The sequence below is a fragment of the Pseudomonas sp. St290 genome, from assembly GCF_018325805.1.
GTDB lineage: Bacteria > Pseudomonadota > Gammaproteobacteria > Pseudomonadales > Pseudomonadaceae > Aquipseudomonas > Aquipseudomonas bijieensis.
Genome location: NZ_AP014703.1, coordinates 4,236,390 through 4,258,022, shown reverse-complemented (window position 1 = coordinate 4,258,022; position 21,633 = coordinate 4,236,390). Strand labels below are relative to the sequence as shown.

The 21,633-nt window shown below is 61.4% G+C and carries 17 protein-coding genes; 5 read left to right on the top strand and 12 right to left on the bottom strand.

Annotated features, from left to right (window positions below):
• Positions 1-30: 30 nt before the first annotated feature.
• The 11 genes from PBDP_RS18430 to PBDP_RS18380 form a co-directional block, all read right to left on the bottom strand.
• A complete protein-coding gene (locus PBDP_RS18430; RefSeq protein WP_212801122.1) occupies positions 31-2,514 on the bottom strand; it encodes a TonB-dependent receptor plug domain-containing protein in 2,484 nt (827 codons plus the stop codon).
• A 36-nt stretch (positions 2,515-2,550) separates the two neighbouring features.
• Positions 2,551-3,048 (bottom strand): RidA family protein, encoded by a 498-nt coding sequence (locus tag PBDP_RS18425; protein WP_212801121.1) that lies wholly within the window; start codon positions 3,046-3,048, stop codon positions 2,551-2,553.
• Between the two features lie 24 nt (positions 3,049-3,072).
• Positions 3,073-4,647 carry a flavin monoamine oxidase family protein gene (locus PBDP_RS18420; RefSeq protein WP_212801120.1) on the bottom strand — a complete coding sequence of 525 codons (1,575 nt, stop codon included), beginning with the start codon at positions 4,645-4,647 and terminating at the stop codon, positions 3,073-3,075.
• A 34-nt stretch (positions 4,648-4,681) separates the two neighbouring features.
• Positions 4,682-6,811 carry a TonB-dependent receptor gene (locus PBDP_RS18415; RefSeq protein WP_109753355.1) on the bottom strand — a complete coding sequence of 710 codons (2,130 nt, stop codon included), beginning with the start codon at positions 6,809-6,811 and terminating at the stop codon, positions 4,682-4,684.
• Between the two features lie 457 nt (positions 6,812-7,268).
• Entirely contained in the window at positions 7,269-8,228 is a 960-nt protein-coding gene (locus PBDP_RS18410) for a D-isomer specific 2-hydroxyacid dehydrogenase family protein (RefSeq protein WP_212801119.1), read from the bottom strand.
• Entirely contained in the window at positions 8,225-9,412 is a 1,188-nt protein-coding gene (locus PBDP_RS18405) for an acyl-CoA dehydrogenase family protein (RefSeq protein WP_116832790.1), read from the bottom strand. The genes PBDP_RS18410 and PBDP_RS18405 overlap by 4 nt, the downstream gene beginning before the upstream one ends.
• A gap of 58 nt (positions 9,413-9,470) precedes the next feature.
• A complete protein-coding gene (locus PBDP_RS18400) occupies positions 9,471-10,463 on the bottom strand; it encodes an ABC transporter substrate-binding protein (protein WP_212801118.1) in 993 nt (330 codons plus the stop codon).
• Entirely contained in the window at positions 10,460-11,812 is a 1,353-nt protein-coding gene (locus tag PBDP_RS18395; RefSeq protein WP_212801117.1) for an LLM class flavin-dependent oxidoreductase, read from the bottom strand. Before PBDP_RS18395 ends, PBDP_RS18400 begins: the two co-directional genes overlap by 4 nt.
• A 12-nt stretch (positions 11,813-11,824) precedes the next feature.
• The gene (locus PBDP_RS18390) at positions 11,825-12,778 is read right to left on the bottom strand and encodes an ABC transporter substrate-binding protein (protein WP_109753349.1); all 954 of its coding nucleotides are present in this window, start codon (positions 12,776-12,778) and stop codon (positions 11,825-11,827) included.
• A 100-nt stretch (positions 12,779-12,878) separates the two neighbouring features.
• Positions 12,879-14,462, bottom strand: a complete 1,584-nt coding sequence (locus PBDP_RS18385) for a rhodanese-related sulfurtransferase (RefSeq protein ID WP_212801116.1) — start codon at positions 14,460-14,462, stop codon at positions 12,879-12,881.
• Positions 14,459-15,067: a cysteine dioxygenase family protein gene (locus PBDP_RS18380; protein ID WP_116832785.1), complete on the bottom strand. Its 609-nt coding sequence runs from the start codon at positions 15,065-15,067 to the stop codon at positions 14,459-14,461. Before PBDP_RS18380 ends, PBDP_RS18385 begins: the two co-directional genes overlap by 4 nt.
• Before the next feature lie 241 nt (positions 15,068-15,308).
• On the opposite strand from PBDP_RS18380, the gene PBDP_RS18375 reads away from it, so the two are divergent.
• Complete coding sequence (locus PBDP_RS18375) at positions 15,309-16,214, top strand: LysR family transcriptional regulator (RefSeq protein ID WP_162893845.1); 906 nt, start codon at positions 15,309-15,311, stop codon at positions 16,212-16,214.
• Positions 16,215-16,340: 126 nt separating this feature from the next.
• Positions 16,341-17,135: a class II aldolase/adducin family protein gene (locus PBDP_RS18370; protein ID WP_109753345.1), complete on the top strand. Its 795-nt coding sequence runs from the start codon at positions 16,341-16,343 to the stop codon at positions 17,133-17,135.
• Positions 17,136-17,370: 235 nt separating this feature from the next.
• Here PBDP_RS18370 and PBDP_RS18365 read toward each other — a convergent pair whose 3' ends face one another.
• The gene (locus PBDP_RS18365; protein WP_212801115.1) at positions 17,371-18,459 is read right to left on the bottom strand and encodes an LLM class flavin-dependent oxidoreductase; all 1,089 of its coding nucleotides are present in this window, start codon (positions 18,457-18,459) and stop codon (positions 17,371-17,373) included.
• A 385-nt stretch (positions 18,460-18,844) separates the two neighbouring features.
• Here PBDP_RS18365 and PBDP_RS18360 point away from each other — a divergent pair, with 385 nt between their 5' ends.
• The 3 genes from PBDP_RS18360 to PBDP_RS18350 are packed head-to-tail and all read left to right on the top strand — an operon-like array spanning position 18,845 to position 21,591.
• Positions 18,845-19,729, top strand: a complete 885-nt coding sequence (locus PBDP_RS18360; RefSeq protein WP_212801114.1) for an ABC transporter permease — start codon at positions 18,845-18,847, stop codon at positions 19,727-19,729.
• Between the two features lies 1 nt (position 19,730).
• The gene (locus PBDP_RS18355) at positions 19,731-20,543 is read left to right on the top strand and encodes an ABC transporter ATP-binding protein (RefSeq protein ID WP_212801113.1); all 813 of its coding nucleotides are present in this window, start codon (positions 19,731-19,733) and stop codon (positions 20,541-20,543) included.
• Positions 20,544-20,565: 22 nt separating this feature from the next.
• Positions 20,566-21,591, top strand: coding sequence for an ABC transporter substrate-binding protein (locus PBDP_RS18350; protein ID WP_212802523.1), 1,026 nt, complete (start codon positions 20,566-20,568; stop codon positions 21,589-21,591).
• Positions 21,592-21,633 lie beyond the last annotated feature (42 nt).

Below are 21,633 nucleotides of genomic sequence, written 5' to 3'. Positions count from 1 at the left end.
TGAGTATTAGCTTAGGCGGCTTTGCCGGTATCAAAACGCGTATTGCAGACGGGTGTAGTAGTAACCGCCGGTGAAGCCGAAGGGCGAATAGCTGCCCCAGTTATCGCCGAACGAAGAGTTGCTGACGCCGATATGGTCGGGGTACTTGTCGAACAGGTTCTGCGCGCCGACGGCCACGGTCAGTTGTTTGTCGATTGCATAAGCCACGTCGAGGTCGGTGATCCATTTGGCCGAATACTTGCGATCCAGGCTCGGATCGCTCGAGCTGTTGACCTCGGTGTAGGTGCCATAACGGGTCAGGCGCAGGTTGACGTCGAAGTCGTTGATCGCCCAGTCGGCAGAGAAAATCATCTTGCTGCTGGGGGAGGTCTTGGTAATCAGTGCTCGGGACTGGCGGTCGAGCAACTGGAAGTCGCCCAGGGCGCTCAATTGCGAAGGGGTGTCGTTGACGCTGAGGATTTTCGTGTGGTTGTAGTTCAGGGCCGCGGTCCACCTCACTGAGCCATAACGGTCCAGGTTCTGCCGATAATTACCCACCACATCGACCCCGGACGTCCGGGTGTTGGCGCCGTTGGTGAAGTACTGCGCACCGGCGGTGGCTGGCACGCCAATGCTGTCGAGCAGGGCGGCGACGCCCGGTCCCTGAAAACGTTCGCTGAGCACCAGACGGTCGCGCAGGTTGATGACGTAGCCGTCCACGGTCAGGCTCAGGTCTTCGCTGGGCGTCAGGGCGAAACCAAGGCTGAAGTTGGTCGAGCGTTCGGGTTTCAACGACTCAGCTCCGAGCGCCTGGGCGCCGGCCGAATCCACCGGCAGAATCACGTAGTTGTATGACTGATAGACACCATTGATGGTGTCGAATCCGGTCGAGCGCGCGGTGAAGATCTGGTTGGCCAGTGACGGTGCGCGAAAGCCATTACTGAGGGTGCCGCGTACCGAGAACACCGGGTTGAATTCGTAGCGGGTGCTGAGCTTGCCACTGCGGGTGCCGCCAACGCCTTCGTTGTAATGCTCGTAGCGTGCGGCAACGCCGAGGTACCACTGCTCGACGGGGTAAAAGCCCAGGTCGATGTAGCTGGCAACGCTGTTGCGGCTGACTTTCTGCGCGTCTTCGGGGGTAATGCCGTTGGTGACCTGGGCTCCGGGATCGGGGCGTTCGCCGGCCCGTGGATGGCCGACCGGGAACACATAGCCGCCATCGATGTAGGAGGCCTCGGAGCCGGCGCGGGTTTCGTAGCTTTCACGTCGGTGCTCGAAACCGAAGGCCACGTCCAGGGGTTTTGCCAGGCCGATTTCGTAGCTGTTTTTCAGGTCGAGGTTGCTGGTCAACTGATCGGCGATGTAGATGCCGGAGGTGAACTTGTTCGGCGTGTTTTCCCCCAGTGACGGGTTCTGGTTGTTGTAGGTGCGTTGCTTGGCGTAGTTGCGCCCGTACGTGCTGCTCAGGTCCCATGCCCAGCCGCCGAAGTCCTCGCCCTTGGCGCCGAACGCTGACTGGAAGTCGGTTTCGTTGACCAGCCAATAAGGGCTGTAGCCGTCAGGGTAGCCGTTGGGTCCGGTGGTAATGGTGTTACGGCCATTGGGCAGGCGGAAATTCTGCCCGTCGTTGTTCTCCCGGGTGGCCAATGTGGAGAACGAGTAGAGCGTGACGGCGTCGTTCAGCGGCAGGTCGAGGTTGTAGCCGACATCGGCCAGTTGGCTGCGCGGCAGCCCGTAGCCTTTGTACGTGTGATGGCTGGCATCGGCCTCACGCGGGTCGGGCGAGCCGTCGGCCTGCGGGTAGTAATGGGAGGTGTAGCCGTTGCTGCCGGCCTTGTTGTCACGCTCTTGATAGCGGGTGTCGAACGAGACATTGAGCACCCCGGCTTCACCGATCTGGAAACCATAATTGAGCGCCTCCTGGGCAGTCCCGCGTTTACCGTCGTAGCCCTGGCCGAGGGTGGTGTCGGAGCTGCCTCCCGTGGTCTGCTTGAGGATGATATTGATCACCCCGGAAATGGCGTCCGAGCCGTACTGCGCCGCCGCGCCGTCGCGCAACACCTCGATGTGATCAATGGACGCCACCGGGATCAGGTCGAGGTCGCTGGGCGCCGCGCCGCTATTGATGCCGTTGATGTTCAACGTGGCGCTGGTGTGCCGGCGCTTGCCGTTGACCAGCACCAGCACATGGGACGCGGTCAGCCCGCGCAGGGTGGCCGAGCGCACCACGCCGCTGGCATCCCAGCCGGCGCGGTCGGGCAGGTTGAAGGACGGGATGAACTTGCTCAGCGCCTCCAGCAGGCTCGGCTTGCCCACGGCGCGCAATTGTTCACCCGTCACCACATCGATGGGCGTCGGGCTGGTGGTTACCGTGCGCTCGGTGGCGCCACGGTTACCGGTGACCACCACGGTGTCGAGGGTTGGCGAGCCGTTTTCGGCGGCCTCAAGGTTGAATGAAGCGAGGCCGCAGGCAATCGACAGCGGCAGCAGTAACGGACGATAAGGCGTGGCACGGCGCGTTTGGCAGTTGAACATAAGCGTGAAGCTCCTGAATGTCGGCTGAGGTCCGTGTCACTTCTTGCGAGCGGCGACGGCTTCGATTTCCACCAGGCCGCCGGGCAGCGGCAAGGCGACCACCTGGACGGCGGTGCGCGCGGGTTTGTTCGGCTGTTCGACGCTGCCGAAGAACGGCGTATAGCCTTCCTGCAGCCCGGCGAAATCGAGCTTGCCGCCCTTGGCTGGATCGCCCACCAGGAACACCTGCAGTTGCACCACATCCCCCAGGTCCAGGCCCTGGCTTTGCAGTACGCCCTTGAGTTTGTTGAGGATCGAGGTGGTCTGGGTCGCGGTATCGCCGTAGGCGGCAAAAGAGTCTTTCGGCGCTTGCGGGTCGTGCAGGTCAGCGAGCAGGCCGCTGACGAACAGCAAGTCAGTTTGTGCGGGCACCGACACCGCCAGGGAGATTGGAAAATTGGAGTTGGGCAGGGCGATGCGTTTGATCTCGTCGGCGTGGCTGGTGAAGGCGGTGGCAGTCATGAGAAGTCCTGTGAGCAAGGTCATGGTTTTCATCGGTCAGTCCTTTATCGAAATGAATCAGGCGGCAACGCCCGGTTGCTGGCGCTCGGCATGGCGGCCGATCAGAGAGACGATGCGCCGCGCTGAATCAGCGGCGGTGTTCTGCCAGATACCGACACCGCCATGGGCGAGGGCGTCGCTGGCCAGGTAGGTGCGGCCTTGGGGTTGGTTGAGGATCTGGTAGGCCTGCTCGCCGACTTCGTCGTTGACGATCCACGGGCCTTTGCTGAACGGCACCTTGGACCAGTTGATGGCCACCGGTTTCTGCAGCTTGGCGCTGTGGCCGGGATGCAGCAGTTCGACGGCTTGCCGGGAAGAGGCGAACTGTTCGGCGAGGGACTTCCTGGCGAAGGACTGGGCGGCTTCGCTGGTGTTGTAGGCCGCGACCAGGATGCCCTGGTCACTGTTCAGGCGATCGCTGGGATACCACAGCCCCTTGACCTCATGATCCAGGTAAGACAGCCCGCCGAAGATGTTGAAGTCGGTCTCCCAGAATCGCGGCGACTGCCAGGCCACTTTGTTCGCCTGGTCGCTTTGCGCGCTGAGGATCGCTTGCTTGAAGGGCGTGCTGAAGTTGCTCGGTAGCCTGGCCAGCAGCGGCAGGGGCACGGTGACGATGGCGTAGTCGGCGCTCAGGGTCTGAGTCTTGCCGGTCTGGCGATCTCGATAGGTGATGCGGCTGCCAAGCTCTGCGGTCTGGATGTCACTGACTTCGGCATGGAACCGAATCGCGTCCTTGAGCTTCTCGTAAAACGCGAAAGGGATCCGATCCATACCGCCGACCGGCTGGAACATGGTCGAGGAAAACTCGGGGATTTCATCGAACACCAATGCCCCCCAGAGCTTGGGATTGAGCAGTGTCTGCAACTCCAGCGGTGTGCGGGTAAGGCCGGTTTGATCGCCTGCACCGGGGATGCGGGTATAGCCCGAGCGCACCGACCCCTTGTATTTGAAGTCGGCGTTGAGGTCGCCATAGACCTTCAGGAAGTTCAGCAGCGCCTGACGGTCGTCGGCACTCAGGTCCTGGTCCAGGGCCTTGCGGCTGACGGTGCGCGCCAGCAGTTCGGACAATTGTCCTCGAGTGTCGTTGACTGCCTGGCGCAGCTGGAACGCCGGCTGTCGGGCGTCCGGCAAGGCCAGCGCATTACGGCTGCTGTTGACCAGCACTTGCAGTTCGACGCCCAGTTCGCGGCAGTAGCCGAGGATCGTCTGGTGATGGCTGGGGATGCGCGCCGGGCCGGCGTTGAAAAACTGCCCGTCATCGAACTCCACGGTCTGGCTGATGCCGTCGTCGAAATCGACCTTGGTGCCACGCCGCAAGGTCCAGTTGCGTCCGCCAACCCGTTCACGGGCTTCGAGAATCGTCACGGTGAAGCCGGCCTTGCGCAGTTCGTAGGCGCTGACCAGGCCGGAAATGCCGGCGCCGACCACCACCACGTGTTTGCCCTTGCCACTGTTGCCCAGCTGTAGCGGGGTGAAACTCGCCGCCACGGCCTGAGGTTTCAGGCCTAGCGCACCGAGGGCGCCGAGGGCGGCGGAATAACCACCGACGGCGGCAATGCGGGAAATCATTTGCCTGCGAGTGAAAGCCATGAAGTGCTCCTTGGCATGGTTGCCGATCAGGGGGTCAGAGGTCGTAGCGCACAGTCAGCAAGAGGGTTCGCGGATCGTTGATCGAGTAGTAGCGGGCGCCACTGGAGGGCACGTAGCCGACTGCCTGCGGGTATGCGCGGTCGAGCAGGTTTTTCACTGACAGCGTGGTGGTCCAGTGGCCGTCGCCGGAGATGTAGCGGGTGTTGGCGTTCCAGAAGGTCTGCTGGGGAATTTCCTGGACGTCGTCGTTCAACGCGTTGGCGTAGGATTTGGTCTGGAACTGCGCATCGGTGCCGGCCAGCCAGGTGCCGGGCAATCCGGCCGGGATGGTGTAGTTGAGACCGACACTGGTGTTCCAGCGCGGCGAGTACACCAGTTGCTTGCCATTGGCATCGACCCCGGCGCCGCTGGCGTTTTCGAAATCGTCGTACTGGCTTTGCAGGTAGCCGAGATTGAAGGTCAGTTGCAGGTCGTTGGTCAGCGCGCTGAGGGTTTCCAGTTCGACGCCGTAGGTGTGCGCCTGGCCGACGTTGGTCCGCAGGCTGACCCCCAGCGCCGGGTCGTAGGCGTTGGTCTGCAGGTCCTTGTAGTCGTTGTAGAACAGCGCAAGGTTGGCGCGCAGGCGGCGGTTGAAGAAGTCGCCTTTGAAGCCGGTTTCCCAAGTGGTCACGTCTTCAGGGGAGAACGCCTGCTCGGCGGCAGCCTGGGTTGGCGCGCGGTTGTCGTAGCCGCCGGCCTTGAAGCCTTTGGCGACATAGGCGTACTGGTTGAGGTGAGGTGTCCAGGCGTATTCGAAGCCGAGTTTCGGGCTGGTGGACTGCCAGGATTTGCTCGAGTCGGCGGTGAAGTTGGTGCCGGTGATCTGGCGGTCGGTGGTGACGGCGTAGTTGGTGTAGTCGAAGTTCTTGTGTTCGCGAGTGAAGCGTAGCCCCGCGATCAGCGACAGTTGCTGCGTGACTTTGTAACTGCCCTGACCATACAACGCATAGCTTTCGGTATTGGTCGTGCTGTATTGACCCTGGCCGATCACCCGGTTGCGCGCGATCGAGTAGGTCAGGCTGTCGCGCTCGGCATCGAACTTTTCCCGATACAGGTACAGGCCGGTGCTGAAACTGAAATCGTCGTAATCGCCGTTGAGCTGGAACTCTTGGGTGGCGTAGTCCTGCTTGTAGGTGATCAGGCTGTTCTGAATCAGGGCGGCCTGGCCCGAGTTGTCATAGTCCACCGGTTGGTTGAACGCGGAATAGGCGGTGACCGATTTGAAGTTCAGATGGTCGTCGATGGCGTAGATCGCCCGCAGCACCGAGCTGCCCTGGTCGAGACGGTTTTTCGGATTGAGGCTGCTGTAGCTCTTGAACTTGTCGAAGTGCCCGTCGGCATCGAATGGGGTGTAGCTGGTCGTATCGCCACGGTCGAAGGTTCCGGCCAGGGTCAGTTGCACGTCCCAGGGCGAATCAATGGGATTGAAGCGCAGCTTGCCGCGGTAGGACTGCAGGTCGACATTGTTCACATCCTTACCGCGGGTGGGATTGGACACGGTGCCGTCGCGGCTCAGGCGAATCGCCGAGAAGCTGCCGAACAAGGTGTTGTCCACCAGTGGGCCACTGATCAGCAGGCGAGCGTTCTGGGCGTTGTAGTTGCCGGCGCCGAGTTCGAAGAACCCCCGGGTTTCCTGGGTCGGGTCACGGGTGATCACGCGGATCGCGCCGGCGCTGCTGTTGCGCCCGTAAAGCGTACCCTGGGGGCCGCGCAGGACCTCGACGCGTTCGACATCGTTGAAGTCGAGCATCGAGGAAATCGCCCGTGGGATGTACAGGTCATCGGCGTAGACCGCCACGGCGGCTTCCTGGATCGGGTCGGTTTCGCCGATACCACGAATCCCGTAGGTCTGCGCGCTGTAGGAGATCGACTGGCGGCTGAGGGTCAGGTTGGGCACTTGCCCGGAGAGATCGCGGATGCTCTTGATCTGCTTGTCTTCCAAGGCGTTTTCGTCGAACGCGGAGATCGCCAGCGGGGCTTTTTGCAAGTCCTCGCTGCGGTGTTCTGCTGTAACGGTGACAACGGGGAGGGCACCATCCTTGGTGTTTTCTTCGGCGTGCGCTGACAACCCGAGCAAGGTCAGCGATACGGCCAGCGTCAGACGGTTTTTGGTGATGTCGTGCATGGTGAGCCCCAGGTGCGTAGGTGTGGCGTTGGTGTTTCATTTTTTTTGGGCAAAGCGTTGCCGCAGTCATGGCTTGAAAGTCATGGCGGAGGTGGCTTGGGCCGGTTCAGGTTTTGGGTGTGGCAATTGACCGTGGAGTGGTGTCGGCCGGAAAAACGTGCAGTTCCGAAAGCCTCCACCTGGTCAGGGGTCGGTGATGGTTGTAACAGTATTTGTATAATAAGGCGCTGTAAAAGTCCGATTTGTTATAAGTTAATTATAAAAAATTGACATCAATATTGTTATTAAGATGCGTAATTCTGATGTTGTGCCGATGCGAATGTACCCAAATCCTGTGGGAGCGAGCCTGCTCGCGATGGCGTTGGCACATTCAGCATTGATACAAACTGAACGACCGCTATCGCGAGCAGGCTCGCTCCCACATGGGATGTACGTCTCCCGCCAGGAATGCCCGGGGTCAGTACCCGCGCTGTACATTCGCCAGGTTCTCTGGCGCCAGTCCGGCCAGGAAACGCTCGAGGTTGGCCAGGAAGCTGTCAGCGATTTCGTAGCGAATGTTGCTGGAGATCGCTGAAGTGTGGGGTGACAGACGTACCCCGGGATGGGTGTAGAGCGGGTGGCCGTCGGGCAGTGGTTCGGGCTCGGTGACATCCAGAGAAGCCAGGCCAATGAGTCCGTTGTCCAAGGCTGCAAGCAACGCCTCCTGGTCAAGCAAACCGCCACGGGCGATGTTGATCAGGTGCAGGCCCGGTTTGGCGCTGGCGAGCACCGTGCTATCGACGATATGTCGTGTTGCCTCGGTCAGTGGCGCGGCCAGCACGAGGTGATCGGCTCGGGAAAACAGCTCATGGATATCCCGCGCGGCCTCGACTCCCTCGATTTCGAAGGGAGTCTGGCTCTGACGCAGCGCCAGCACGTTGATGCCCAGGGCGCGGGCCTTGGTCGCCAGGCTACGGCCAATCGCACCAAAACCCAGGATCCCCAACGTACTGCCCTTGAGAGGCGTCAGGGCGGTAAAATTCCATTGCGCATCGTGCACCCAGATGTCCGGCAGTCGCTTGGCTGCCGCGAAGATCGCCGCCAGGGCGAATTCGGCGATGTTTTCGGCGGCGCTGCCCCTGGACGTACTCACCACAGGGCCGTCGAACAGCCACCTGGGGTAGAAGTCGATCCCCGAAGACACCACCTGGACCCACTTCAAACCGTAAGGCCAACCCGGAGGCGGCGTGTCCGGCGCCAGGTAGCCGCGCACATTGATGGGGCGTGCCAGCAACACGCTGGCGGTGGCCGGGAGGTCACTGGGGACGCCGGCCGGTACCTCGAGGACCTCGGTGCCAGGATGTGTGAGCGCGAGGCGCTGGCGAATCACCTGGTTGAAGTCTTCATCCAATTGGCTGGCGATCACGAGGGTGCTCATGGGAGGTCCTTTTTCTGACGTTGAGCGAACACCGCTTTGCCGACGCCCTGCAGCACGGCATCGTTTTGCGGGGTGTGGATGCGACTGCACAGTACGTCGCGGTAATGCCGTTGCAGCGGATTGTGCCGCGACAGACCCGGGTTGCCGGAGGCTTCGATGGCGAGCTCGACCGCACGGATCGCGTTGCCTGTCACCAGGTACTTCAATTGCGCGGCGTGGTGGGCGGGGGTGCGCCCTTCGGCGGCAGCATCGAGCAGGCTGCGGTTGGCGAACAGCAAGGTGTCGATGTGCCCGACGGTTTCCTGGAAGCGCGGCAGGGTCGACAGCGTGGCGCCGAGGTTGGACGGCTTGCGCTGTTCCAGCCAGCTCACGAACCAGTCACGGGCGGCTTGCGCGACGCCGTCGTAGACCGCCGCGAGCAACACCGCCATCCACAGGAAGCCGTCGCTATCGAGTTCGGGCTGCGGCGCGCTCCAGGGGCTGACGCTGACCGCGTGATCCAGCGGCACCAGCACGTTGTCGAACAGCACTTCGTGACTGCAGGTGGCGCGCATACCCAAGTGGTCCCAGTCCTCGATGATGCTGATGCCTGGGGTATCCCGGTGGACCAGCCAGGCGCCCACCAGTGGATCTTCATCGGTGCTGCGGGCCCAGACGTTGAACCATGTCAGGCCATGGCTGCCGGTGGAGTAGATCTTGCGGCCGCTGATTCGCCAGCCTTCCGAGGTGCGCCTGGCGACAGTCGCTGGCAGCCCGCCACGGGCCGGCGTGCCCAGGTCAGGTTCGACGCGCAAGGCGTTGATCAACGCACCGTCGCGCACGGCATCCTGGGCGACGCGCAAGCGCAATGCTTCGGGCCAGGTCCGGCTGTCCTGCAGGCGCGAGTGCTGGAGGTATTGCATCACCAGGATCAAGGCCGTGGAGGGTTCGCCCTTGGCGACCGCAGCGATGACCTTGCGCGCCTGCACCAGGCTGGCGCCGCCACCGCCGAGCGCCTTCGGTACCGTCAGGGCCAGCAGGCCGTGCTCGTGCAGCAGCTTGAAGTTGTCCTGGGGGAAGTCGCCGCTCTCGTCATAGACGTGGGCGGTCGCGGCCAATTGTTGACTGAGGCGTTCGAGCACTGTGTCGAAGTCGGCGACATTAACCGATTGCAACAAGGGTGGACGTAGGGAAGAAAGACTCATGGCGGGTTCACTCAATCAAAAAGGTAAGAGCCAGCTATAACTCCCGTGGCGAGAGGGCTCACAGTGGCAGCAGGCGGAAGTTGCGGTCCCACAGCGGACTCACGTCGAGCCGTTCGTTCAACACGCCGGCAGCGAAGAACAGATCGGCGACTTCCTGTTGCGAGGCGATGGCCTGGTCGTTCACTTCAATGATTTTCGTGGGCTGGCTACGGTTGTTGTACATGTCGAGGAACACTGCTTTGTCGACGCCCAGCAATTGCGCCGACTTGGTCGCCCAAGGCTCGGGATTATTGTTGATCCACTCCCAGGTGCGTGCCTGGCGCTGGATGTAGTCCTGGATCGCCTGCTTGCGTAGCGGGTCTTCCAGGGCTGCGGGTCGTGCGGCGATCAGGTAGTTGCCGGACAGGTAGCCCAAGGCTGTCTTGAGTACCCGGGCGCCACTGCGGAACTTCGCCAGTTGGATGAACACGCCATAGATCACCCAGGCATCCAGCTGGCCACTCTGGAATGCGCTGAAACCGTCCTGGGGCGTGAGCGCCACCGCGGTGATGTCGTTCATGGTCAGGCCTTGTTCCTTCAGGGCCTTGATCAGGAAATAGTGGGAGGTGGTCGAGCGCACATAGCCGACCCGCTTGCCGCGCAACTGTCCGATCGATTCGATAGGCGAATCCTTGGGGATGAGGAATACCTGGTTGTTCACGTCACTTTGCAAGACGGCGATCAGGCGGGGTTGGCGATGGCTCTGGATGGAAAAGATGGGCGGGATTTCGCTCATGCCACCGACATCCAGACTACCGGAGGCCAGCGCTTCGACGATCAGGTTGCCGCCGGCGAACTCGGAATATGCGACTTTGTAGGGTGTGTTGCCGGTGCCGGCGTCTTCGACGAAGTAAGAGTCCTGTCCACGGTAGGTGGCGACCTCCAGGGTCAGGTCCGCAAGGCTCTTGCCTTGCGCGAAAACTCGCGGGGCGAGGCCCAGCGAGGACAGCCCCAGCGCGCCCAGGGCGAAGGAACTGGCCGTGAGGAAGTCGCGACGATTGATCTGTTTCATGCCACGGCCTCGCGGGTTGCATCATTCGCTCGGGCCGTCGGTGCATAGCGATTGGTGGGCACCGGTAAGCCCAGGTTGTCCCGCAGGGTATTGCCGCTGTATTCGCTGCGAAACAAACCACGTTGTTGCAGGATCGGCACGACCAGTTCAGTGAAATATTGCAGGCCGTCCGGCAGCAGGGAATTGATGATGAAGCCGTCGGCTGCGCCCTTCTCGAACCAGGCTTGAATGACGTCGGCCACCTGTTCGGGGGTGCCGACAAAATCGCGCCGTGGCTGGGAGAAGCGCAGGGCGACTTCGCGCAAGGTCAGGCCTTCGTCGCGGGCCAGCTGTTTGATCCGCTCCGAGCCGCCTTTCTGGCTGTTGGCACCCAGGTCGCCCAGGTCGGGAAACGGGGCGTCCAACGGGTATTGGCTGAAATCATGGTCATTGAAGGGGCGGCCGAGGGCGACGATTGCGTCTTCGATGCTCACCAGTGACACCGCTTGCTGGTAGCGGTCTTCGACTTCGGCTTCATCGCGACCCACGATCGGACGGATTCCGGGCAGGATCGACAGTTGTGCCGCATCGCGACCAAAGCCGTTGGCGCGGCGTTTGAGGTCCTGGTAATAGGCGCGCGCTTCTTCGAAATTTTCGGCTCCGACGAAAATCGCATCGGAATTCTCGGCGGCGAAGTTACGCCCGTCCTCGGAAGTACCAGCCTGGAAAATCACCGGTTGACCTTGCCGGGAGCGGGCGATGTTGAGCGGGCCCTTCACCGAGAAAAATTCGCCCTTGTGCTCCAACGCGTGCAGCTTGCCGGGGGCGAAGAACTCGCCGGTTTTTTTGTCGTAGGTGAAAGCGTCGTCTTCCCAGGAATCCCACAGCCCCTTGACCACCGCCACGTGTTCCTTGGCGATCCGGTAGCGCACGGCATGGGGCGGGTGCTCGCTCTTGCCGAAATTATCCGCGGTACCGCTGAGCCACGACGTCACCACGTTCCAGCCGGCGCGCCCGCCGCTGATATGGTCCAGCGAGGCGAACTGGCGCGCCACCTGGTAGGGCTCCGTGTAGCTGACGGTGACGGTGGCCACCAGGCCGATGTTGGATGTCAGCGCCGCCAGGGCCGAGAGGATGGTCAGCGGCTCGAAGCGGTTGAGGTAGTGCGGACTGGATTTTTCATGGATGTGCAGGCTGTCGGCGATGAACACGAAATCGAACTTGGCGCCTTCGGCCAGGAGTGTCTGTTGCTTGTAGAAACCGAAGTCGGTACTGGCGTTGGGTTGTGCCTGCGGATGGCGCCATTCGCCCCAGCCGTGGCCGACGCCGTGGACCATTGCTCCGAGTTTGAGTGGGCGTTGTTTGCTCATGGTTCTGCTCCTTTAGCGCGAAGCCTGGGTGAGGGGGGCACGCAGGGTGTTGAAGCTCTTGTCGAAGCCCTGGGAGACATCGATGTGTCGAGTCAGCAGGCCTTCCTCCTGATAAATGTCAGCGGTTGTCTGCAGGCCACTGACTACCGCGTCGTCAATGACCACCGGCTGCATGTGGGTCGCGTTGGCTACCGTCAGGTGCACCTCCAGGGGCAAGCCAGTGATTTTGGCCTGCGCAGCGGCATACTCGTTGGGGTGGTCGTTGCTCCAGCGATAGGCCCGGTCGACCCGGGCGACAAAGTCGTCCAATTGCTGGCGTTTATCGGCGATGGCCTGGCTGGTGGCGGCGAGATAGAGATGATTGCTCAGCAGGTTGCTGCCGCTGACCAGGACCTTGGCCTGGCTTTGCGCGGTGACGACGGTGGTGAAGGGGTCCCAGGTCGACCAGGCGTCCGCGGTGCCGTTATCCAGCACCAGCCGGGATTCGCTGGGCAGCAGGAAAACGAACTCCACGTCTGCGGTACTCAGGCCTGCGCTGCGCAGGGCCTTGATAGCCAAGTAGTGCCCGATGGAGCCTCGTGTGGTGACGATGCGCTTGCCCTTGAGATCGGCGACAGCCTTGATAGGGGAGTCCTTGGGAACAAGAATGGCAGTCGTGTTGCGTCCTTCGGCGTGGATGATGCTGACGACCTTGAGCGACGCTCCGGCGCCCAGGGCGAACACGTAGGGAGCATCGCCCAGGGCGCCGATATCCACGGCACCGGCATTCAGCGCCTCGCCCAGTGGCGCGGCGGCGGGGAACTCGGAAAACTGGATATCGTAAGGCACGTCCTTGAGCTCGCCGGACACTTCCAGCAGGGCCTTGATGGTGGACTTCTGATTGGCAACTCGCAGCGGTTGCAAGTCGGTGGCGTGGACCGAGCCAAAGGCAAGGGTGATTAACAGCAGGGGCAGGGTCAGGCGCATCGCGGGGCTCCAGGCTAAAAGTGTTGCGTTCAGTCGCCTCCGCCTGGAGAAGGGGTCGGCTGGTGTAGAAGGGGGCGATCATTGCGCCCCCCCTGTGCATTCAGATGACGTAAAAACCATGAGTGCCGTCGCGGGCCAGTTGGTCGACGAGGCCATACTCCCAATCCAGGTACGCCTGCATGGCTTCCCGTGGGTTGTCGGTGCCCTCGTAAGGCCGGCGGTAACGATCGATGCGCGGCGAGGCGAGGCGGGTTTCGCCATGTTCCAGCGGCAATTGCGCAGCAATCCAGGCAGCGGTGCCGTCGCGCAGCAGGAAAACGGCTTTGCCGGTAATGGCCTCGACCTCGGCGACCGCCAGTCGTGCCAACTGGCTACTGCCGCAGGTCAGGACGTAGCGTTGAGCGGGCGAAACCTTGCTCAAGGCTTCGCTCAGTTGCGCGCGCAATACCCACCAGGCACCCGGGATGTGGCGCTTGACGTAGTTGGCGCTGCTGGTGAAATCCAGCACCACCGTGTCACCCTCGGCCAGCCACTGGGCAAGGGTGTCAGGGCTGATCTCCTCGGCCTGTGGCGGCACAGGAACGGGAGCTTTCCACGAGCCCTGTTCACTGAAGTGCGCGGGTTGCAAATCATCCAGTACGTACACGTCCCAACCCAATTGCGCGAGCCAGGAGCCGGTCATATTGGCCCGTACGCCGTCGTCATCGACCAGTACCAGGCGCGCGCCGCGAACACTGGCGAAGTGATCGGTTTCCTGCACCAGTTGCCCGCCGGGGGTGGAGCGGGAAGCGGGCAGGTGACCGGCCTCGAATTCCTCCGGGGTGCGTACGTCGAACAGGTAGGTGCTGCGTGTCGGCTCCTGTTGCCAACGGTGCAAGTCGGCAAGGGTGGCACGACCCACCAGCGCCTTGTCGGCAACGCGGCGAGCATCGCCGGCGGCAGTGTCTCGATGTTCCTCGCCACTGTCGGCGAATCGACGCGACTGGCCGTGTTCCAGCGTTTGGCCGGCCAGGGTCCAGCCGATGGTGCCGTTGCGCAGGGCGGACACCGGGTTGGCGATGCCCGCATTGATCAGTGACTGGGTGCCGATGATGCTGCGGGTGCGCCCGGCGCAGTTGACGATGATTCGGGTTGACGGATCCGGAGCCAGCGCCCGGGCACGCAACACCAGTTCCGCCCCCGGTACACTGATGCCGCCGGGAATGCTCATGGTCTGGTATTCGTCGAAGCGCCGGGCATCGAGCACCACCACGTCGGCCTCGTTGTCGAGCAGCGCCTTGACCTCTTCCGCCGCCAGCGACGGTGTATGGCGCTGGCTTTCCACCAGTTCACCAAAGGCCTTGCTCGGCACATTGACGTCGATGAACAGTTCGCCGCCGGCCTTGCGCCAGCCTTCCAGGCCGCCTTCGAGCACGCTCACATTGACGTAACCCAGGCCTTGCAGGCGTTGGCGCGCAATGTCGGCCAGGCCTTCACCATTGTCATAGACCGTCACCGGGGTATCGCGCCTCGGGATGCGCGAGTAGACCTCGAGTTCCAGCTTCGACAGGGTAATGTTGGCTGCGAACAATGGATGGCCCTGGGCGAAGGGGGCCTCTTCGCGCACATCGATGAGGGCCAGCTCTTCACGGTTCAGCAACGCCTGGCGAATCTGCGAGTAGGAGCGGGTACGTACGGTGCTCATAGGGCTTGGCTCTCTTTGGACAGGTCCCAGATATTGGGGAGGAAGGCGTTGGAATAACCGGAGATGAACAATTTCTCGCTGCCGTCGGGCTGGTACACCGCGCGGCGTACGGCGCCGATGTTGGCGCCATAGACATGGATGCTGATGGAAACCTGGTCGTCGAAGGCGTTGCTGACCTGATGGATGTCGCCGATCCGGGGAGAGACGGCTTCGACCTGGCCGGGCAGCAGATGAATCGGCGAACCCTCGGGTGCCAGGCTGCCATCGGGATGGCGAGCAAAGCCTTGTGAATGCTCTGCACCGCGCAACATGCCGATCAGGCCCCAGACCCGATGGTCATGGATCGGCGTGCGTTGCCCTGGTCCCCAGACAAAACTGACGACACTGAAACGCTGCCGCGAATCGGCGTGCAGCAGGTATTGCTGATAGCGCTCTGGGTCTGGCTTGGCGAACGCTTCGGGCAGCCAGTCGTCATGGCTGACCAGTTGTGCAAGCAACTTGCCGCCGCGATGCAGCAGATCACCCTCGCGGGGATTGCCGTCGATCAGCTCTGCCAGGGCGCCTATGAATGCTCTGAGTCTCTCCGGGTGTCGGGCCTGGGTCATGGCGGATTCCATCGTCGTGGTGAAAATTCGATATCAGGATTTAAGCATAATGATTTTTCTTAATATGCTATTTTTTTATGATTAGGTTATAGCTGAAAAGAATTTAGAATCCGTTTGACTAGTGTTAGATGTTATCGATAGGTCGGCCGGGCTATCCAGATTGGCGCAATGGCACTATGCTTTTTCGCAGGGCTTTATGCTTTTCAAACATCTTATTGATTGTTCTCTATGTGCGGGCCAAATGAAAATTGACGATATTGACGCCTTTGTCGAAGTGATTCGTTGCCAGTCCATCAGCCATGCCGCCGAGACGTTGCAACTGACGCAACCGGCGATCACGCGGCGCGTGCAGAACTTCGAGCAGGCCTTGGGGGTGGAGTTGTTCGACCGCAATACCAAGCCGCTCAAGCCGACCTTGATCGGTACGCGGGTCTATGAGCAATGTCGTTTGATCCTGCGGGAGATGGATGCGCTGCGCGAACTGGTCGCCACCGACGCGCCGCCTACCGGGTTGTTGCGCCTGGGCGTTCCGCAAACGATCGGTGATGTGGTGTTGCTCGATGCCCTCAAGCATTTGCGCGTCGAGTATCCCGAACTGCGCGCCCAGGTGGCCACGGGCTGGGGCAGTCAGTTGGTCGGCAAGATCGAGCGCGGCGAGTTGGATGCGGCGGCTGCATTATTTCCCGCTGGCAAGATTTTTCCCGACAACATTGTTGGCGAGTCGATCGGCAAGATGGAGTTGGTCGTGGTCTGTGCCAAGGCGCAACTGCCCAAGCGCCCCTGCAAGTTGGCTGATGTCTACCAGAATGGCTGGGTACTCAATCCCGACGGCTGCGGTTTTCGCGCCGGGCTGCAGCGGACCTTGTCGGACCAGGGCTTGGCCCTGCGGGTCAACCTGGAGACCTTCGGCACTGAATTGCAGTTGGGCCTGGTCGCCGATGGCCTGGGCCTTGGCCTGGTGCCGCGTCCGTTGCTGGAGCGTAGCGCCCACCGTGATCAGCTGGCCGCGATGCCCCTCAAGGACTTCAAGCCAGTGATGGACCTGTGGTTGATCTATCCGCACTTCCTCGGCAACCTGCAAGGGCCAGTGGATGCCTTCGGCAAGCTGGTGGCCGGATCATTGCAGAAGATCAAGAGTGCTGCGTAAGGAATACGGACGATGATCTATAATAAAAAAAAATAATAATTAGCTTAGATTAAAATGTGCTTTTTATTATTTTTTACCTTCCCCTAGGCTTGCTGGAGATCCCTAGTCCATCCAGGAAGTCTTGTCATGAGCAGCGTCAGCCCGCTATCCAGCGCCTCGAAAAATGTCCGCCAACGCGTCACTCCCGAAGAGTGGGAAGTGCGCGTGAAGCTGGCCGCAGCCTACCGGCTGGCGGCCTTGTTCAAGTGGACCGATCACATCTACACGCATTTTTCCGCGCGAGTGCCCGGGCCTGAAGAGCATTTCCTGATCAACGCGTTCGGGTTGTTGTTCGATGAAATTACCGCTTCCAACCTGGTCAAGGTCGACGTCGACGGCACCCTCGTCGACGACCCGACAGGACTTGGCATCAACCACGCCGGCTATGTGATCCATAGCGCGATCCATGGTGCACGGCCTGATCTGCAAGCCGTTCTGCACACCCACACCCGCGATGGCATCGCGGTGTCCGCCCAGCGGGACGGTTTACTGCCGATCTCCCAGCATTCCATCGCCTTTTCCGGGCGGGTGGCCTACCACGGATATGAAGGCATTGCGCTGGACCTCGACGAGCGTGAACGACTGGTGGCGGACCTGGGGGACAAGAGCGTGCTGATCCTGCGCAACCATGGGCTACTGACCGCGGGCGTCAGCGTCGAGCATGCGTTCCAGCAACTGCAAGGCCTGGAGCGCGCCTGCAACATCCAGATCGCGGCGCAGGCCGCTGGCAACGCCGAGCTGGTCTTCCCGCCGGCCGACGTCGTAGCCAAGGTCGAGACCCAGGCCGAGGCGCTCAAGAGAGGCGATGGACCGGGGGTTGCGCGGCATTGGAATGCGCTGATCCGGCAGTTGGAAAGGACCGATCTGGACTACAAGAACTGAGCCTATGGGCGAATGTGCTGGAAGTTGCAACCGGCACATTCCTATTGTGGGGAGCTTTTTGTGGGAGCGAGCCTGCTCGCGATGGCAGCAGACCAGTCAACATCAATACCGACTGATCCGACGCCATCGCGAGCAGGCTCGCTCCCACAGAATATCGATGTGTGAATGTAGGTCCGGCGGCAGCCGGAAACATTGTGGGAGCAAGCTCGCTCCCCGCAATGCCTGTATGGCGCTTTCAGGCCACCTTTTCCGCCACCTGGCGCTCGCGTTCGGCAACCAATTGCCGGGTCAGGGGGATCAGGCGCTTGCCGTAATCGATGGCGTCCTCCAGTGGGTCGAAGCCGCGGATCAGGAAGGTGGTGATGCCCAGGTCGTAGTAGTCGAGCAGCGCTTCTGCCACTTGTTCCGGAGTGCCCACCAGGGATGTCGAGTTACCCTGTGCGCCGAGCAGGCCGGCAATGCCGGTCCACAGCCGCTTGTCCAGGCGCGAGCCTTGGGCTGCCGCTGCCAGCAGGCGTCGCGAGCCTTCGTTCGGTGGTTCCCGGCGCACGAATCCATTCTGTTTGGCCAGTGCGCTTGCCTGTTGCAGGATGCGCTCGGCGCGCTCCCAGGCTTGCTCTTCGGTGTCTGCCAGAATCGGTCGCAACGACAGGCTGAAGCGGATGCTACGACCATGCCTGGCGGCTTCGGCACGCACCTGGTGTACCACCTCGCGCACTTGCTCGTAGGTTTCTCCCCACAATGCATAGACGTCCGCATGCTTGCCCGCCACCGCGATGGCGGCCGCCGACGACCCGCCGAAGTACAGCGGGATATGCGGTTGCTGCGGCGATTTCACGTCCGAGTGTGCGCCTTCGAATTGGTAATACTTGCCTTGATAGTCGAAAGGCTTTTCGCGGGTCCATTCCTGGCGCAGCACGTCGAGGTATTCATCCGTGCGGGCATAGCGCTCGTCCTTGCCGATGTAGCTACCGTCGGCACGCAGCTCGCGATCATCGCCGCCGGTGATGATGTGGACGGCGGTGCGCCCGCCATTGAATACGTCCAGCGTATTGAACTGGCGAGCGGCCAGGGTCGGTGCAACGAACCCCGGTCGATGGGCGATGAGGAACTTCAGGTTTTTCGTCACGCTGGCGGCGTGTGAGGCGATCAGTGTGCTGTCCGGGCTATTGGAATGAAACGCGACCAGCGCCCGGTCGAAACCGGCCTCCTCGTGGGCCCGGGCCACTTTCTCCACGTACTCGGGTTGCAGGACTGGGCCACTGCGTGGATGGATCTCCGAGGCGTGGTGGCCGCCGATGAAACCGATAAATTCAACACTCATGGTGGATTCCTTTTCATTTTCACTGAATTGGCGTGATTGAGCCTCCACCGGGCGAGGGGTCGGTCCGTGACAGCAAAGTAGGCGTAGAGGGGCAGGCCTGTGAAATGCCGATTTGTTCTATGGTAATTATCAAATATTTTAATCAATTATTTATCTTGTTATCAGTTATTTGCATTTTATAGCGAATGGTCCGTGTGCCCTCCATCGACGCTGCCCGTAGCGAATTATTATGCAAATAATTCATTTGGAGTTTGCTACATCTGATTTTTAAACATATTAGGTTATTCCTAAAAAGAATTTCACTGGGTTTTTTTATGCGAATAGCATGAGTCCGAAGCTGATGCATGGCGCCTCTGGCCATGTTCTATATGAGGAAGGAAGCCTGATGAGCGACAAGATTTTCGAGACACGGGGCACCAGCAGCTCTTTTTTCGTCGAGAAGACCGTGCGTCTCAACGCAGCGCGGCAAGGTGCGTCGAGACTGGCTCCCGACTGGTTGCGTCATTGGCGCACGCCAGAGGCGTTGTTGCGCTTGATCAGTCCGCTTGTGCTCCTGCTGCTGTGGGAGCTGGCGTCGCGCTGGGGCCTGATCTCGCCGCGGGTCATTGCCGCGCCGTCGCAGATCGGCGGAACGCTATGGGCCATGATCGTCTCGGGTGAGCTTGGCAGGCATCTGCTGGTTTCGCTGCAACGGGCGCTCGTGGGGCTGAGCATCGGCGTAACGATCGGTGTGATCGCGGCGCTGATCAGCGGCCTGTCGAAACGCGGCGAGGTGGTCCTCGATTCGCCGATGCAGATGCTGCGCACCATCCCTTCGCTGGCCCTCGTGCCGCTGTTCATCCTCTGGTTCGGCATTGGCGAGTTCACCAAGATCGCCCTGATCGTCATCGGCACCACTTTCCCGGTGTACCTGAATCTGTTTGCCGGCATTCGCAATATCGACCCCAAGCTGATCGAGGCCGCCAACACCTTGGGCCTGAGTCGTCGAGAGCTGATCTGGCACGTGATCCTGCCCGGTTCCTTGCCCTCGTTTTTCGTCGGCCTGCGCTACTCCCTGGGAATTTCCTGGCTGGCCCTGGTTTTCGTCGAGCAAATCAACACCACCGCCGGCATCGGCTACCTGGCCAGTGATGCGCGAGATTTCATGCGCACCGACGTGATCGTGATTTGCCTGCTGATCTACAGCGTCCTCGGCCTGTTGATCGACGGATTGATCCGCACGCTGGAGCGATTTGCCCTGGCCTGGCGCCCAACTTTTGTGAGGAACTGATATGTCGAGCATTGATCTCGTGGAGGCATCCAAACCCACGGATGCCGTAGCGCCTGTGCAACTGCGCAATGTGGTGCGTCAATTTGGCCCGCAACGGGTCATCGATGGCCTGGACCTGGACATCGCCCCGGGGGAGTTCGTCGCGCTGCTCGGCGCCAGCGGTTCGGGCAAGACCACCTTGCTGCGCAGCCTGGCAGGACTCGACAGCATCGACAGCGGTCAACTGCGAGTGCCCAGGGCGCGGGCGGCAGTGTTCCAGGAACCCCGGCTGATGCCCTGGAAACGGGCCTGGAAGAACGTGATTCTTGGCCTGCGCGTTCCCAATGCCAAGGCTCGTGCGGTAGAAGCCCTGACCGAGGTGGGCCTGGCTCATCGGCTGGAGGCCTATCCGGCGACGCTGTCTGGCGGCGAAGCCCAACGGGTGGCGCTGGCCCGCGGCCTGGTGCGCGAGCCAAAGTTGTTGCTGCTCGACGAGCCGTTCGCCGCGCTCGATGCGCTGACCCGGATCCGCATGCATCGGCTGATCATCGACTTATGGCGCAAACACACACCTGCTGTGTTGCTGGTGACCCACGATGTGGACGAAGCGATCCTGCTGGCCGATCGGGTCATCGTGCTGGCCAACGGCAAGATCGCTGAACAATTGACGATCGATCTGCCCAGGGCACGGGACACCGGCCAGGAAGGCTTCCAGAATATCCGTGCGCGCTTGCTGAAACTGTTGGGTGTTGAAACGCTGGAACCCGCGGCCCAGGCAAATGGCGCTGCACGTCAGGCTACGGCCAGCAGCGTCCGGCGTTTTGCCCATGGATGATCTGTCGATGAAGGCGTTCGCCATGCCCAGGCGCACCTGGAAGACCACGGCCGTGCTGTTGGTCGGTGCCGCATTCGTGCTTGCAGGGTGCAAAGATAACAGCGACAGCCAATCACCTACGGCCAAGGCTCCCGACTTGTCCAGCGTGACGCTGGTGCTGGGCGATCAGGCCAAGGATTTGCGCACGGTGGTGGAAGCGTCGAACGCATTGGAAGGGATCGAGTACAAGGTGCAGTGGGCGAACTTCCAGGGCGCCGCGCCGTTGTTCGAAGCCCTGCGGGCCGGCGCTGTCGACCTGGCGCCAGCGGGTGACACGCCGGTGCTTGCGGCGGCAACGGGAGGCACGCCGTTACGGATTGTCGCGGTGCGGCGCGGCCAGTCACGAGGCATTGCGATTCTGGTCCCGCCGGATTCAACGATCCGCAGCGTCGCCGATCTGAAAGGCCGCAACGTCGTGGTTTCGTCGGCCCGAGGCAGCATTTCCCAGTACCTGCTGATCCGCGCACTGGCCAACGCCGGGGTCGATGAGAAAGACGTCAATGTGGGGTTTGTCCTGCCGACCGATGCGTTGCCAGCGTTCAACGCCGGAAAAATCGAAGCCTGGGCGACGTTTGGTGTGTACCAGGCTTTCGCCGAGCAGAAGGGCGCCCGGGTATTGCTCAGCGGCGAGGGCATCAACTCGGGGCTGACGTTTATCACGGCCTCAGATGAAGTCCTGAATGACCCGCTCAAGCGCAAGGCGTTGAGTGATGTCCTCGGACGTTTTGCCAAGGCTTTCGAATGGGCGCAGGGCAATCGCGACGAGTACGCCCGGGTCTTTGCCAAGGTTAACGACATTCCCCTTGAAGTCTCGCAGACCTTGCGCAGTTGGGGCGACGAGTCGCTGGTTCCGGTCGAGGCGCAAGACGTCCAGGCCCTGCAACAGGTCGACGATTTGTTCGTGGCAAAGAAAATTTTTCCCCATCGAGTCGACGTTAAGGCGCTGACGGATCAGCAGGTGTTTTCCCCGACGCCTTTGACGCTGTCGCAATCGGAATCGGCGCGTTAGCCCAGATCTGGCGCGTGTTCAATTTGGACATCTACAGGAGTC